Below are 15,218 nucleotides of genomic sequence, written 5' to 3'. Positions count from 1 at the left end.
TTATACCCCATTAAAAGATTCAGAATTTCTGGATCTTTTTTACATTTAACCCTAAATAATTTTATTTTTTGATGGTGAAACACGATTCAGCTATCTGCCGTTTTTATTCCTATTATTCTTTTGATCCAACGCACAGCAAAATATAATTTTGTAGTTTTATGATTCACCAAAAAATGTCATATGAGAACTTTATTGCTTGCTGCCGGATTAGCTGTTATTTTTTCCTGTAAAAACTCCAGAGACCCAACTCTTCCTGAAGCCTCTCTTTCTAAAGATAGCCTTTTGGTAAAAGAGAATTCAGGGGAAATACAAAATGCAACAAATCCTGTAGATGAAATCAAAAAAGAATACAATAACATCCAAACAAAATTAAAGGCAAAAAAACTTACTTCAACGAGCTTTAATTACAACTGTAATGATGAAATCTCAGGAAAAGTAACCTACTACTCTGATGAGGGCGAAATCAGAATGATTGAACATTCTTACGACGAAAACAGTCATTTTGGTTCTACCGAACAGTATTTTGTCAAAGAAGGGAATTTATTTTTTATTTTTAAAGAAGATACAGTCTGGAATTTTGATGGAGGAACTCCGGAAAAACCGATCACAAAAGATGACATTACAGAAAGCCGCATTTATATCCAGAATAACAAGCCGGTGAAATGTCTGGAAAAACAATATTCAATAAGATCCAATACTTCCGGCAAGCCTTCGCCTGATAAAATCTCCAATAAAGAAACCCAATGCCATATTGATGAGCTTATAAAAACCTATCAGTCTCTGTTAAAAAATAAAGATAAAAAGAAAGAAATACAGTGTCTGTAAGAAGAATAGTTTAAATCAATCGTTAAATGTCTTTTTTTTAATTGTCAATTGACAATTTATTAAATAAAAGTACTCACTATATTTATCGTTCAATCGCAATTATACCCCATGAAGAAGACCTTACTTTATCAGATAGACGCCTTTACCAAGGAAAGATTCAAAGGAAATCCCGCAGGTGTTGTCCTGAATGCAGATGGAATGAATGATGAAAATATGCAGGCTATCGCAAGGGAACTTAACAACTCCGAAACAGCATTTATTTTTTCTCCCACAGATTCCGAAAGCGATTATACGATCCGGTATTTTGCCCCCTCTACAGAAGTACCGTCATGCGGACATGCTACGATTGCGGCACTTTATGCCAAAGCGTTAGAAGACAATCTCAATTCCTGTATTTTACGGATCAATACTAAAATCGGAATTCTTCCAGTTGAAATTGAAAAAACAGATCATGATTATCAAATCATCATGACCCAGGGAGCTTTTACATTGAGCCCCGTCTTTGATGATAAAACCACTGAAAAACTACTTTCAGCATTACATCTTGACCTTTCTGATCTTGAAGAGAAATGCCCGGTCCAGATTGCATCTACCGGTCATTCAAAAGTGATGATTGGTATAAAAAGCAGAAAAAAACTGAACGAGCTTCATCCGGATATGAGCGCCCTTACTGCTTTAAGCAATGAAATAGGATGCAATGGTTATTTTGTATTTACATTCGATTCTGATGATGAGGATATCCTGACCTACGGAAGAATGTTTGCGCCTGCCATAGGAATCGCGGAAGATCCTGTAACCGGAAATGCAAACGGACCACTAGGTGGCTACCTGGTGCAGAATAAATTGGTAAATTATCAGAATCATTATTTTGAGTTTAATGGAAGGCAGGGGGAACAAATGAACCGCCTCGGAACAGTGAATGTAAAAGTGACAGTCTATAATGGAAAGCCGGAACTGGTAAAAATTAAAGGAAACGCGGTTGCCATCTTCAAAACTAATTTACTATAAAAAAAAGCACCTTTAGTAAAAGGTGCTTTATATATGGTGTACGCTTGAAAATTATACTTTCATAATTTCAGCTTCTTTGGTCTTAAGATGCTCATCACAAAGCTTTACATATTTATCTGTAAATCCCTGGATTTCTTCTTCCACTCCTTTTATAACATCTTCAGAAACACCTTCCAGCTTTTTAAGTTCTTTCAAACCGTCCTGTCTTGCATTTCTTACCGTTATTTTGGTGTTTTCTGCTTCTACTTTCGCCTGTTTGGCCAGCTCCCTTCTTCTTTCTTCTGTTAAAGGCGGAACGTTAAGGATAATATTTTCCCCGTTATTAGAAGGTGCAAAGCCTAAATTTGAATTGATAATCGCTTTTTCAATAGCACCGATGGCCGTTCTGTCCCAAGGCTGAATAGAGATCGTCATGGCATCCGGTACAGAAACATTGGCAACCTGATTAATGGGAGTCGGAGCTCCGTAATATTCTACCATGACATCCTGCACCATTGACGTAGAAGCACGTCCTGCTCTAATTCTTTGAAATGCATGATCCAGGTGCTTTACCGCCCCATCCATGTCGTGCTTTACAGATTCTAATATAAGATCTAATTCTTCCATTATATAGTTAAAATTTGATAAATTACACATTTTTATAAATGATGATTGATAAATATAAATAATCAATAGCGAATAACAAGCAATCCGTAATTTCTAAATCTTCAAATTACCGGCAAGCTTACCTGCAACCTGTTATCTGCTATCTGCTACCTACAAATCAACTAAAGTCCCTACATTTTCTCCATCCACAATCTTCTCTAAATTACCATCTTTATTCATATCAAATACAATGATCGGCAATTTATTTTCGTGGCTTAAAGTGAAGGCTGTCATATCCATTACTTTAAGATTCTTAGCATATACTTCGTCAAATGACAATGAATTGTATTTTACAGCATCCGCATTCTTTTCGGGGTCCATATCATAGATGCCGTCTACTCTTGTGCCTTTTAAAATCACGTCAGCACCAATTTCGATCGCTCTTAGGGTGGCAGCGGTATCGGTCGTAAAATAAGGGTTTCCTGTTCCCGCTCCGAAGATCACGACTCTTCCTTTCTCAAGGTGTCTTACTGCTCTTCTTTTGATGAAAGGCTCAGCCACTTTATCCATTTCAATGGCAGACTGAAGTCTTGTTTTGATTCCTGCATCTTCAAGAGCACCCTGAAGAGCCATTCCGTTGATTACCGTAGCCAGCATTCCCATATAATCGCCCTGCACTCTATCCATTCCTTTTGCCGCTCCCGCTACTCCACGGAAAATGTTTCCTCCTCCAATGACGATCGCCACTTCGCAGCCTTTTTCTACTACCGTTTTGATCTCCGCAGCATATTCCTGCAGTCTTTCATTGTCTATACCATATTGTCTGTTCCCCATTAAGGCCTCGCCACTCAGTTTTAGAAGGATTCTTTTATATTTCATCTTTAATTTTTAATAAACTTTACCGGAGTAATTTTCTCCGAAATTTGATTTTGCAAATATAATCATTAAAAATATTGAAAAAAGAAAAATATTTACGTAGAAATAATGTCAGAAATATTTTGATAAGTACGAAAAAGGATTATTTTTGCATTAATTATAAATTGAATTGAAGAAAATTGTCATTTTATCATTAATTCTGTCAGGAATTGTTTCTTTTGCACAAACAGGAACAAATGTTTATCCTTTCTTAAACATCCCTGTATCTGCCCGACAGGCTGCCCTGGGCGGTGATGCAATTTCCATCAGAGACCATGATGTTTCCTTTGCTATTGCAAACCCAGCCCTTTTAAATAAAGATTCAGACCAACAGCTTTCCGTGAATGCCGCAGCGTATCTTGCCGACTCCAAATATGGTACGGTAGCGTATGCCAGAGATTTCGATAACGGACATATGGCGACCATCAATGCCCGATACATGACTTACGGAAGTATTCCCAGAACCGATGAAAGCGGTTACGAAAATGGAGAATTCAAAGCTTCAGACGTAGCCATCGGAGCCGGATATGCTTATCAGTTTGAAGAAGACTGGACGATTGGTGGGGGCATCAACTTTATTACTTCCAAAATAGACAATTATACTTCTTCTGCCGTTTCTGGGACTGCGGGAGTTACCTACCATAATAGAAAAAACAAGGAAGTCCTTTCCCTTGTTATGAGAAATTTCGGGTTTCAGCTGAAATCTTTTAACGGAACCAGAGAAAATCTTCCTTTCAGGATAGACATGGGATATACCAGAACTCTTAAAGCGATCCCACTGGCCATTACCATTACAGCTCATGATTTGCAGCAGTTTGATATTTCTTCTGAATTTAATGTTAACGGACAGGAAGTTGGTTTCGGAAGAAAACTGGCAGACCACTTTTCTATCGGAGCAGAACTATTCCCTGAAAAAGCATTTAATATCCGACTGGGTTATAATGCCAAAAGAGGAAATGAGCTTGCTGTAGCAGACCAGAGAAACTTTTCCGGGCTTTCGGGAGGGTTTGGAATCAAGCTGAGACGATTCCGTATAGACTATGCTCATGTCCGTTACCATAACTCTTCCAATGTGAACCAGATAGGCATCTCTATGGACCTTAGCAGCCACGCAGGAGAGTAATGCTCCCTAAAAAATCTTGAGAATAATAAATATTTTTTTCTGCGTTGTCTTGATTTTTTAAAAAAATTCTTGAAATTTGCGGTATGAAAAAACCTGTAATAGCTATCGATGGGTACTCGTCTACCGGAAAAAGTTCAATTTCTAAAGTCATTGCCGATAAACTGGGTCTTATCCATCTGGATACCGGGGCACTTTACAGGGGAATTACATGGTTTGCTTTACAAAACTGTATCGACGCCAATGATTCCATTAATCTTCAGGAACTATTCTCCTCTTTAGATCAGATTGAGCTTGAATTCAGAAACTACAACGGAGAACTGATTCTATATCTTAATCATATTGATATTTCAAAACAAATCCGTACCCCGGAGGTTTCCGATAATGTAAGCCTTGTTGCCAAACAGAAAGAAGTAAGAGATTTTCTTCTCAGCTCACAGCGTTCTCTGGCAGAAAAAGGCGGCATTATTATGGACGGACGTGACATAGGGACCGTAGTTCTGCCAAATGCGGACTATAAGTTTTTTCTTACTGCCAGTATTGATGAAAGAACCAACAGAAGATATTTTGAATTGGCAGGATTGGGAATTCACACCGACAGAGAACAGGTAAAACAAAACCTAATCGGCCGCGATAAGATCGACAGCGAAAGGGAAATTGCTCCCCTGAAGCAGGCGGAAGATGCCACTGTTATTGACAATACAACGCTTACAAAAGAAGAAACCATAGATCTGATTTTATCTCACATTAAAAAGATTTAACAATTTTTAATAAGAACAAAGCCCCTTTGGTATACAAATTGTACATTTATCGGTAGTAAAAACTAATATTTATTAACTATTAAAAAAGCTAAAAATGTCTAAAAACGGAAAAAATACAGCAGGTATATTGGCAGGACTTCTTGCAGGTGCTGCAGCGGGTGTAATCTTAGGAATGCTTTATGCGCCGGAAGAAGGTAAAGAAACTAGAAAAAAAATCAAAGATAAAGCAGGAGACCTAAAAGACCAGGCTAAAAACAAATATGGTGAAGTTTCTGAAAAAGTAAAAGATCAGTATGGAAACATCTCTTCTACTTTCAAAGAAACAGCCAGTAGTGTAGCCCATACGGTAAAAGATGGATATGATAAATACAAAGATCAGATCGTTTCCAAAACTGCAGACGTAGTAAAGGATGTAGAAGCGGAACTGAACGATCTTAAAAAATAAATAGTTTATTTTTTAAGTAAATTATGGGAAGGAACTTTTTGTGTGAAAGTTCCTTTTTTTGTAACTTTAAAAAAAAACAATGATAGAGACTATTAAAGAATATGCATCAAAGAGGATAGATCTTCTGAAAATAGAAGCTACTGAAAAATCTTCTCTTTCTGCAGGACTCATTACCTACTTTGTAGTGCTGCTCGTTGCTTTTACTTTTTTTATTATCCTTTTTAATTTTGGAATGGCATTCCTTATTGGCAAAGCACTGGACAACACCTCTTACGGATTCTTGATTGTAGCAGGATTTTACGTTATCATAATGGCGTTTATTGTTGCTTTCAAAAATAAGCTGGTGAATATGGTTGCAGATCAGGTTATTAAATTTTTAAATCATTAAGCTATGGGCAGAAAATACGAAAGCATCGAGGAACTGAGAAGAAAGAAAAAACTGCTCCAAGGCGAAATCAATGACCTCGAAAATTTACTAACCTTCAAAAATACAAAAGAAAGCCTGAGTGCATTCACTAATGGCCTTACAGACCAGTATCTGCAGGAAAAAGTAGATGAAGACGGTGATGAAAAAGTAGTCCTGCGTAAAGATGTCATAGCCAGACACCTTACCTCAGAGGTAAAGGATATGTTCATCAATAAACAGACCGCGGTGGGAATTGCAAGTACGGCATTGGGCGGTAATGTGGCCGACAGCCTTATCAAACTGGGCATCACTGCAGTAGTTGGCAATTACGCCAAAAACAATATGAAAAGTTCAAATTGGAAGAAAAAGCTTCTGGGTGTAGCGATGATCTACCTCGCTCCTATTGCATTGAAATATGTAAGAAAGAAACTGGAAGTATATCAGAAGAATAAAAGTGTTTCAAGTCTGGAACAGTTGATATAAAAAGTTATAAGACCTCAGATTTCAGATCGATGAGTGGGTGATCAATATATCACCATATTAAAGTCTGAAATCTGAGGTCTCCTATCTGATATCTATCTAGAAAATAATTGCCCCAGTATAATCCCCGCCGCCATAGAAACATTCAGGCTTTCTGTAGACTGGGATTTTCCAAATCTCGGAATGGTAATACACTTTTGAAGAAGTTTCTCCGTTTCAGGACGCATACCGTTTCCTTCATTACCCAGAATGAGATTTATTTTTTCAGGTTTTTCAAAAGTATAAATACTCTCTCCTTCCATATCTGTTCCTATATTGATATTCTCCGTTTTGGAAAGGTATTCCACCAGATCTTTATACACTATATTCACTCTCGTAAAAGAACCCATAGTGGCCTGGACTACTTTAGGATTATAGACATCTACAGTATCCTCACTACAGATTATCTGTTCTATTCCAAACCAGTCTGCCAGGCGGATAATAGTCCCCAGATTCCCCGGATCCTGGATCCCATCTAAAACAAGCTGCACCTCCTTATCATCATTTTTTTCCTGTTCCGGCAGATAACATACTGCGACAGAATCTTTAGGTGTTTTAAGGAAGCTGATTTTTTTCAGCTCATTTTCACCAATCTCTATAACAGGAATATCTGTACGGTCCAGTTTTTGCGGATCGGTAGAAAATATTTCTTTAACTTTAAAATTAGATTGAGGAAGTTCACTGATGATTTTATTACCTTCAACCAAAAACAAATTGTATTTTTGTCTGAACTTCTTTTTATCTAAAGACTGTAAAATTTTTATTGTATGAGCTGTAAGCATTATATGAATTCTCCTCAAAAATATTATAAAATTATCTCATTTGCAACATTTGTTGGTCTCCTTTATGCGTGCAGTACAACAAAAAAAGTTCCGGACGGGGAATATTTGCTTACTAAGAACAAATTTGAGCTTGAAGACAAGAAGGAATCTATTGATGAAGAACTGAAAGACTATGTTCAGCAGAAGCCTAACAAAAAGCAACTTCTGTTCGCTCCGTTGAGTTTAGGTTTTTATAATATGGCCAATCCCAAATATGATACCCTGCTCAATGACTACATGACCTACCCCAGCGAAATGAGAAATCAGAAACTCAGAGATTCTCTTTTCCTGAAATACAATATGAAAAGCAGTGTAGGAAAAACATTATTTTTAGACCGTTTGCTTCACAGCTGGGGAACTCCGCCGGTCATCCTGGATCAGACCAGAAGTGAAAAAAGTACAGAATCTATTGAAAAAAGACTGGTGTACAGAGGTTTTTGGGATGCTGACGTACAGGTAAAACATTCTCTTGATTCCACCTCTAAGAAAGCCGTTGTAGATTACATCATTAAACATAACGATCCCACCTATATTAAAGATTATTATTACAATATTACCGACCCTACCGTAAAAGGCCTTTACTGGCAAAAGCTAGACAAAAGTCTTATCAGATCAGGGCAAAGGCTGGACCAGACTGTTCTTGAAAAAGAAGTAATACGAATTACTGATCTGATGCGTGAAAACGGATATTACAGATTCAACAGTTCCAATGAAGAGATTTATTTCGTTGCAGATTCTCTGAAAAGCAAAAAACAGGTTCCTCTTACCCTGGAAATTCACAAAGATTCGGCAGATCATCCTTATAAAGTAGCGACAATAGGAAATATAGATGTTGCCATTGTCAACGAAGCAGGTGATTTTCCTAAAAACACCATCAAGGACAGCTTAAGAAGAATAAGATTCCACAAAATGGACAACAGTTACAAAACGTCTTCGTTATGGAGAGCTGTAATTGTGGACAGTAAAAAAGTATATGATCAAAAAAATCTGGATCTTACCAAGAGGAATTTCATCGCGATGAACAACTTCAGTATCCTGAAGGCAAGAGACTCTCTGAGAAGAGGTGGCGGAATATCACCCAATGACAGTATCGTTGATGTTTTGTATCTATTGAAACCGCTTCCTAAATATGAACTTAAACTGGGAACGGATATCAACTATTCGCAGATCCTGAATCTTGGGGTATCGCCTTCTGTAGATCTTACCACAAGGAATATTTTCAGAGGGGCAGAAAACCTTTCTACAAGTATTTCAGGAACATTCGGATCGATCAGAAGTACCAAAAACATTGATAAAAGAGAAGTTGCCTATGAAATTTCAGCTCAGGCAGCCCTTAATTTCCCTAGACTGCTGCTTCCGTTTGATTATTATAAATTACTTCCGAAAAGATATACCCCTACCTCTTCCATACTATTAGGAGCCTCGTTACAGAATAATATCGGTTTGGGAAGGGTCAATTTCAATACGGGATTAAATTATCAGGCAAACGTTAATGATCAGGTTTCCCACAGACTTACCCTCTTCAATACACAGGTCAGTCTTACCAAAAACAAAGATGCGTACTATGACTATTTCGTTAATGACGAAAGCATAAGAAAAGACATCTTTGCCAGTTATTTTGCCCACGATCCGACTCTGAAGCCGGACTACGAGGCAGGCAAACTAAGCATTGATTATATTTCGAAAGAGATCGTTGCTGACCCCAGCTATCCGGGTACGCTTGATCAGAAAGGACTGGATCTTCTAAATGCATTCAGAGGAACTCTTGTGAACAAAGACAGACAGACTCAAGATGTCATCATCTCCTCTATGATCTATAATTTTGTTTATAATGAGATTGGTAAGAAAGATTACCCCAATGCATTTTATTTTAACGGAAAAGTAGAGCTTGCAGGGAATATATTAAGCATATTTAATCAAAAAAGAGATGATGGAGGGGTTGTAACAAGTCCGCAGAGAACCATCTTTGGAATTCCTTATGCACAGTTTGTAAAATTTGATATTGATACCAGAAAATATTTTAAATTCAACGGCAATCAGACCCTGGTATTGCGTCAGTTCATTGGTGTGGGTATTCCTTTTGGAAACTCTACCAGTATGCCAGTCATCAAATCTTATTTTAATGGTGGATCCAATGACATCAGAGCTTGGGTAGCCTTTGGAGGACTGGGACCTGCAGATTCTCAGCTGGACGAAAGAGTTCGTACCTACATGACAGATAATGTAAAACTGACCACCAATATAGAATACAGGGTTCCTTTTAATGAAATGTATGAAGGGGCTATATTTACCGATATCGGAAACACCTGGAGCCTTAAAAGTTCCAACGAAAACGGCAGCTATGGCGATGAATTTAAGTTTAATAAATTCTTAGGACAGATGGGAATCGGAAGTGGATTCGGGCTAAGGGTTAATGTAGCGTATATTACGTTCAGACTGGATCTTGCTTATAAAATCTATGATCCGAATAAACCTGAAGGAGACCGATGGAGATTTAAAAATTTCCAGCCTTTCAAACCTACCCTGAATATCGCATTCGGATATCCTTTCTAATCCGGAGAAATCCCCAATATGAAATAGACTACAGCAATCACTCTGGCGAGTACTTCTCTGGCTTGGTTTCTGTAGTAGCTTTCAGGTTTTGTGACATCCTGTGCATCAAATCCAAGGGCATTCATATTGTTGTTTCTTGCAAAAAACAGGGCACGAAGATTATGAAAGCCCTGTGAAACAATGATTACGTCTTTCTTTTTGTAGACATCTTTACAGCGGAGAATACTTTTATAGGTATTAAATCCTTTCGGGTCTTCCACAATAATGTCACCGGGAACACCTTCCTGATTCACCAGATAATTTTTCATCGCAGCAGGCTCATTATATCCCTGACTTTTCTCTCCGCTTACAATGATTTTTTTGATTTTTCCATGATGATACAAAAGGGCGGCAGCATCCATCCTCTTGGTAAAATAGGGATTGGATAATCCCGATCTCATCTTGGGAGAAGTTCCCAGAACCAGCGCCACTTCACGGGGAGGGATTTTTGAGATCTTGGTATAGGTACGTCCGTTTGTAAGCCCGAATACCCAGGCATTACACAAACATATCACCAGAATTCCTATTTCTGCTGATATAAAAGTTAAGTTAAATATGTTCCTGATAATTCTCAACTAAGGTCAAAGTTAAGCTTTATTTTTTTACTTTTTACAATCGACATACACGCTAATATTTTCCCCTGTGCCTCTTCCTTTTCCGTCAGATATTCATTTTCCAGAAGTTCAACTTCTCCTTCTTCAAGATAACATTCGCAGCTTCCGCAAATTCCGGACTTGCATGAATAAGGAACCGGAAATTTTTGAATCAAAAGCTGTTGCAATATCTTATCTCTGTTGTCTGAAAAATGCGTCTCATACACTTTACCAAGCATCTTAAACGCCACTTCTACATTCTCTATCAGTGGAAATTCTTTTTCTACAGGATAAATATCGTCATTATATTCTTCAAAAAGCTCAAAATGGATATTCTTTTTCGGAATCCCATGATGATAACACGCATTGGCGAGCGATTTGATCATTTCTCCTTTACCGCAGATCAACACTTCATCTACCGCATCCCAAATGGTAGATTCTTCGTCAGTATCGTCCAGGTGCAAAATCTGGTTGATGATCAGATTGAGTTTCTTTTCATCCAGTCTTCCGTAGAAAAACTGGTCAGCCGTTTTTTCCTGTGAAAAGAAGTAAAAGATTTGCATCCGTTCACCCCAGATTCTTACAAGGTCATCTAATTGTTCTCTGTAAATAAGTTCTTCAGAACTTTTATTCCCGAAGAATAAAAAGAGTCTGGTGCGGGGTTCTGTATGCAGAATATTTTTAAAATGGCTTAAAATTGGGGTAATTCCTATTCCTGCCGCAAAAGCAATAATTGTTCGGAATTCGCTCGGTTTTGAAACCAGCGTAAATCTTCCGGAAGGCTCTCCTACCATCAGCACATCTCCAACCTGATAATTTTTAAAGAGTTCCGAAGTAGCTCCTTTAGACGAGTTTACCTTGATCCCCAGGCTTATCTTCTTTTCATACGGAGCGGATGTCATCGAATAATCATTAATAACTTCATGCCCATTTGCTGCAAATTTCAGGCTGACGTATTGGCCAGCTTCAAACTTAAAATGCTCTTGTAAATTCCCGGGAATCTCGAATTCGAGAGAAAAAGTATTTTTGGTCAGTTGTTCCTTTTTCGTTACTTTTAACGGATGAAACTGTATCAGTTTCCCTTTATAGATTTGTTGTTCCATACTTCAATTCAAAAATAGTCAAAAAATAATTTATGAAGAAGATAATTTTATCCACGCTTATTCTTACGGCTCTTTACAGCTGTAAAAAAGAAGGCCAGAAAATAGAGAATACTGCTGTGGCAGATTCAGCTTCAGTAACGGAAAATACTGCTTCAGCAACGAGAGCCTACACCTCAAAGGAGCTTTCTCCTGAAAACCTGGGGAAATTTTTAGCCCAAAAGAATGACACTTTATATGTAACCAATTTTTTTGCGACCTGGTGCGGCCCTTGTATGAGAGAGATCCCTCACTTTAAGAAAAAAATGGAGGAGCTAAAAGGTAAACCGGTAAAATTCACATTTATCAACCTTGATGACAAATCTGAATGGAACAGTTCTGTGAAAAAATTTGCACAGGAGAATAATCTGGCCTCTAATATTATTCTTTTAGACGGGCAAAAATTAGATGCTACTTTTTTTAAAACTCATTTCAAGCAGTGGGACGGTGGCTCAATTCCTTTTACCTATTTAAGAAAAGGCGATACAACCGATGAGTACTTAGGCATGATGACTGAAGAAACATTGAATTCTAAAGTTGAAGCTCTTTTAAAATAAACGATCCAGATTCTTTCTGAATAATGTCAAAAAAATTCAAAATCCTGTGTTTACTTCTGACAGTCGCTATTATTTTCACTGCGGTTATCAATCTGAACACAGGATTTTTAAGCTTAAATCTACAGGATTTTCTACAGGATTCTGCTCACAGTCAGATTGCTGAGATCCGTGTCAACAGGGTTCTTGTCATGCTTATCGCTGGTATTTCAATTCCTACGTCAGGTTTCCTGATGCAGGAGTACTTTCAAAATCCGCTGGCAGGACCTGATATATTAGGAATCACTTCGGTCGCCAGTTTATCTGTAGCATTCTATATTTTTTTCTCTCATGACTTTCTGATTCCTGAGTTTCTGCAAAACAGCTTCCTCAGTCTTTCGGCCATTGCAGGAAGCCTTGTACTGATGCTTGTCCTGCTTTCCCTATCGAATAAATTTCAGGATAAATCTTACCTTATTATATTTGGATTCCTTGTTTCAGCTTTTGCTGGTGCCATCGTTTCTTTGTTGCAGTTTTATGCAGAAAACCAAAGCCTGAAAAACTATGTTTTATGGTCTTTCGGGGCTAATAATATGGTGACCAGAAATCAAATTTATGTACTATCCGCCTTAGTTTTCATTGGACTTTTCTTCTGTTTTAAAACCATAAAACCACTGATAGGAAACTCATTGGGAACTTCTTATGCACAAAGCCTGGGAGTCAATCTCAATCAGCTGAAAATCCTCATCATTGCGGCTTCTTCGCTGCTTTCGGCTTCTATAACGGCATTTTTGGGTCCTATCTTGTTTATTGGAATCATTGTTCCGCATTTCTGCAGACTGATCTATAATCCTTCCAAATTGTGGCAACAGTGGATTCTTAATATGTTTCTTGGCATGCTGGTAATGATGCTTTTCTCAGTAGTAGCTGAAAAAACACAGATTCCTCTGAATGTGATCAGTTCTGTATTTGGAATACCTGTGATTTTATTGATGCTTTTGAAGCAGAACAAGGTGTAAAAGTGAATGGTCAATGGTCAATGGTCAATGGTGAATTTTTTAAACTGGAAGTAAAATCTGCGCGTTAATTTTACACCTGATTTTTTTTTAAATCATTGATCTTGTGAAATTCCGAAATACGTCTGACGTATTGGTGAATCGCAAAGCCGCTAAGAAGTTGATATGGATGCTGTTTGAAGGCGCAAGGATTTTATCTTCGATAAAATTCTAACTGGAGATTTATACTGATATAATTGCTGAAAATTTTTGATTTTTGTGTGCCTTAAAACAACATTATAAGAAAAACCTTGCGCCTTTAAAATTCACCAATAATCTCTATATTAGTATAAAAACACATGGCAATGACAGAAAATGAATTATCAAAAGTAGTTTTTGATGCAGGTTTAAAGATCCACAAAAAACTTGGAGCAGGATTATTTGAGCACGTTTATGAAGAATGTCTGTTTTATGAGCTTTCAAAAACGAGTTTAGTAATTGAAAGACAAAAGATATTTCCTATTATTTACGAAGATCTAAAAATTGAAAATGCTTTCAGATTGGATATCATCGTTCAAAATAAATTAATAATTGAAATAAAGGCCGTAGAATACATTAATTCGACTCATAAAGCTCGGCTTTTAACTTACTTAAAAATGACAAACTGTAAATTGGGACTGTTGCTAAACTTCCAATCTGATATTTTTAAAAACGGAGTCACCAGAATTGTCAATCATCTATAGTATAAAAATATTAATTTAGCGGAATAGAAGTATTGACAACACAAGCCAACTAAATCTTGCTGAAAATCTTTGATTTTCTTGCGCCTTGTAAAGCATAATAAATAAAACTTAGCGCCTTTGCGTTCAATAAAACAAAATGCACCTGGAAATCCGAAATGCCAACATAGGCTATGACACGACCTTAATTTCAAATGCCCATGCAGATCTGAAACTGGGTGACGTATGTCTGCTGATTGGAAATAACGGGGTTGGAAAAACCACGCTTATCAAGTCTGTTTTGCACCAGATTCCCCTGTTAAAAGGAGAAATTTTAATTCATCAGAAAAATATAAAAGCACTCTCCGTTAAAGAAATTGCAGAAAATATTGCTGTCGTTTTTTCTAAATCTTCCGTTCCACACCATTATACTGTTGAAGATCTTATTTCTTTGGGCAAATACATCTACTACCCTTTTTATTTTGAACTAAAACAACAGGACAGAGAAGAAGTCTCCCATATTATAGACGAACTGGAACTTGGACAATACCGGCACACGCTTCTTAAAAACCTTTCGGACGGAAATCTGCAGAAAGCATTCATCGGGCGTGCTATTACCCAAAATTCTCCGCTGATTATCCTGGATGAGCCTACAACGCATCTGGATGAGAAAAACAAGCTTATCATTTTAAAAACACTTCGCAGACTGGCTAAAGAACAGAATAAAATCATCTTGTTTTCTTCCCACGACTGGAGACTGGCCAAAGAATTTGCAGACAAAATCTGGTATTTAAAGGACAATCAGCTTTTTTCCGGCCTTGTAGAAGATGTATTGCTTCAGCATGATGAACTTACCAATGTATCCTTGTTTCAGGTGAATGATAATTTTGTTCCACCTTCTATTGAGGCCCCACAGGTCCATAAAGAAATGCTCTATTCATTATTGCAGAAAAATTTCGAAAAAGACCTTTCTGCCCTCCATTTTGAATACAGGAACGGTTTTTGGGATATTCTCACCAACACTTCCCAACAACAATGTGAATATTTCGAAGAAATAGTTGATTCCGTTAAAAACATTCATTAATACTACATTTCTGTTAAATATTTCACATACTATGCATGCATAGTATTATGCTAATCATACAATTTAACTTCCTTACCATCAGCTTATTAACAAAATTTAACGTTAATAAATACTATGCATGCATAATATTTACTAAATTTGGGTAACACCATTCGTAC

17 protein-coding genes are annotated in these 15,218 nt (G+C 37.3%); 12 read left to right on the top strand and 5 right to left on the bottom strand.

The features are described from left to right. Positions 1 to 180 precede the first annotated feature (180 nt). On the top strand, positions 181 to 825 hold the full coding sequence (locus tag BW964_RS20805; RefSeq protein WP_076510265.1) for a hypothetical protein: 645 nt from the start codon (positions 181 to 183) through the stop codon (positions 823 to 825). Positions 826 to 933: 108 nt separating this feature from the next. Further along, positions 934 to 1,833 carry a PhzF family isomerase gene (locus BW964_RS20800; RefSeq protein WP_076510263.1) on the top strand — a complete coding sequence of 300 codons (900 nt, stop codon included), beginning with the start codon at positions 934 to 936 and terminating at the stop codon, positions 1,831 to 1,833. Positions 1,834 to 1,884: 51 nt separating this feature from the next. On the opposite strand, the gene frr is transcribed toward BW964_RS20800, so the two are convergent. Both frr and pyrH read right to left on the bottom strand, forming a co-directional pair. Further along, positions 1,885 to 2,439, bottom strand: coding sequence for a ribosome recycling factor (gene frr / locus BW964_RS20795; RefSeq protein ID WP_076510261.1), 555 nt, complete (start codon positions 2,437 to 2,439; stop codon positions 1,885 to 1,887). 150 nt (positions 2,440 to 2,589) lie between these two features. Further along, positions 2,590 to 3,297 carry a UMP kinase gene (gene pyrH / locus BW964_RS20790; protein WP_073331171.1) on the bottom strand — a complete coding sequence of 236 codons (708 nt, stop codon included), beginning with the start codon at positions 3,295 to 3,297 and terminating at the stop codon, positions 2,590 to 2,592. A 166-nt stretch (positions 3,298 to 3,463) separates the two neighbouring features. Between pyrH and porQ the strand changes: the two genes are divergently transcribed. The 5 genes from porQ to BW964_RS20765 all read left to right on the top strand — a co-directional run bounded on the left by porQ (position 3,464) and on the right by BW964_RS20765 (position 6,548). Next, on the top strand, positions 3,464 to 4,456 hold the full coding sequence (gene porQ, locus BW964_RS20785; protein WP_076510259.1) for a type IX secretion system protein PorQ: 993 nt from the start codon (positions 3,464 to 3,466) through the stop codon (positions 4,454 to 4,456). A gap of 83 nt (positions 4,457 to 4,539) precedes the next feature. Continuing rightward, positions 4,540 to 5,214: a (d)CMP kinase gene (cmk, locus tag BW964_RS20780; RefSeq protein WP_076510257.1), complete on the top strand. Its 675-nt coding sequence runs from the start codon at positions 4,540 to 4,542 to the stop codon at positions 5,212 to 5,214. A 94-nt stretch (positions 5,215 to 5,308) separates the two neighbouring features. Further along, complete coding sequence (locus tag BW964_RS20775; protein WP_076510255.1) at positions 5,309 to 5,659, top strand: YtxH domain-containing protein; 351 nt, start codon at positions 5,309 to 5,311, stop codon at positions 5,657 to 5,659. Between the two features lie 79 nt (positions 5,660 to 5,738). Next, on the top strand, positions 5,739 to 6,047 hold the full coding sequence (locus BW964_RS20770; protein WP_076510253.1) for a phage holin family protein: 309 nt from the start codon (positions 5,739 to 5,741) through the stop codon (positions 6,045 to 6,047). A 3-nt stretch (positions 6,048 to 6,050) separates the two neighbouring features. Further along, complete coding sequence (locus tag BW964_RS20765; RefSeq protein ID WP_076510251.1) at positions 6,051 to 6,548, top strand: phosphoribosyl-ATP pyrophosphatase; 498 nt, start codon at positions 6,051 to 6,053, stop codon at positions 6,546 to 6,548. A gap of 92 nt (positions 6,549 to 6,640) precedes the next feature. Here the strand turns inward: BW964_RS20765 and BW964_RS20760 are convergent, their stop codons facing one another. Beyond that, positions 6,641 to 7,366, bottom strand: a complete 726-nt coding sequence (locus BW964_RS20760) for a TrmH family RNA methyltransferase (protein ID WP_076510249.1) — start codon at positions 7,364 to 7,366, stop codon at positions 6,641 to 6,643. Here BW964_RS20760 and tamL point away from each other — a divergent pair. Continuing rightward, positions 7,352 to 9,958: a translocation and assembly module lipoprotein TamL gene (tamL, locus tag BW964_RS20755; protein ID WP_084176074.1), complete on the top strand. Its 2,607-nt coding sequence runs from the start codon at positions 7,352 to 7,354 to the stop codon at positions 9,956 to 9,958. The genes BW964_RS20760 and tamL overlap by 15 nt on opposite strands. Here the strand turns inward: tamL and BW964_RS20750 are convergent. Next, positions 9,955 to 10,512 carry a SanA/YdcF family protein gene (locus tag BW964_RS20750; protein ID WP_394333907.1) on the bottom strand — a complete coding sequence of 186 codons (558 nt, stop codon included), beginning with the start codon at positions 10,510 to 10,512 and terminating at the stop codon, positions 9,955 to 9,957. The genes tamL and BW964_RS20750 overlap by 4 nt on opposite strands. 56 nt (positions 10,513 to 10,568) lie before the next feature. Beyond that, positions 10,569 to 11,693 carry a flavin reductase family protein gene (locus BW964_RS20745; RefSeq protein WP_076510245.1) on the bottom strand — a complete coding sequence of 375 codons (1,125 nt, stop codon included), beginning with the start codon at positions 11,691 to 11,693 and terminating at the stop codon, positions 10,569 to 10,571. A gap of 32 nt (positions 11,694 to 11,725) precedes the next feature. Between BW964_RS20745 and BW964_RS20740 the strand changes: the two genes are divergently transcribed. From BW964_RS20740 to BW964_RS20725, 4 genes are all read left to right on the top strand, one after another. After that, positions 11,726 to 12,286, top strand: coding sequence for a TlpA family protein disulfide reductase (locus BW964_RS20740; protein WP_076510244.1), 561 nt, complete (start codon positions 11,726 to 11,728; stop codon positions 12,284 to 12,286). 23 nt (positions 12,287 to 12,309) lie between these two features. Beyond that, positions 12,310 to 13,281 carry an iron ABC transporter permease gene (locus tag BW964_RS20735; protein ID WP_076510242.1) on the top strand — a complete coding sequence of 324 codons (972 nt, stop codon included), beginning with the start codon at positions 12,310 to 12,312 and terminating at the stop codon, positions 13,279 to 13,281. Positions 13,282 to 13,622: 341 nt separating this feature from the next. Then, positions 13,623 to 14,000, top strand: a complete 378-nt coding sequence (locus BW964_RS20730; protein ID WP_076510240.1) for a GxxExxY protein — start codon at positions 13,623 to 13,625, stop codon at positions 13,998 to 14,000. 136 nt (positions 14,001 to 14,136) lie between these two features. Beyond that, the gene (locus BW964_RS20725) at positions 14,137 to 15,060 is read left to right on the top strand and encodes an ABC transporter ATP-binding protein (protein ID WP_076510238.1); all 924 of its coding nucleotides are present in this window, start codon (positions 14,137 to 14,139) and stop codon (positions 15,058 to 15,060) included. Positions 15,061 to 15,218: the final 158 nt, after the last annotated feature.

The organism is Chryseobacterium shigense, from assembly GCF_900156575.1.
GTDB lineage: Bacteria > Bacteroidota > Bacteroidia > Flavobacteriales > Weeksellaceae > Chryseobacterium > Chryseobacterium shigense.
This window is presented reverse-complemented; position numbering and strand designations above follow the sequence as displayed.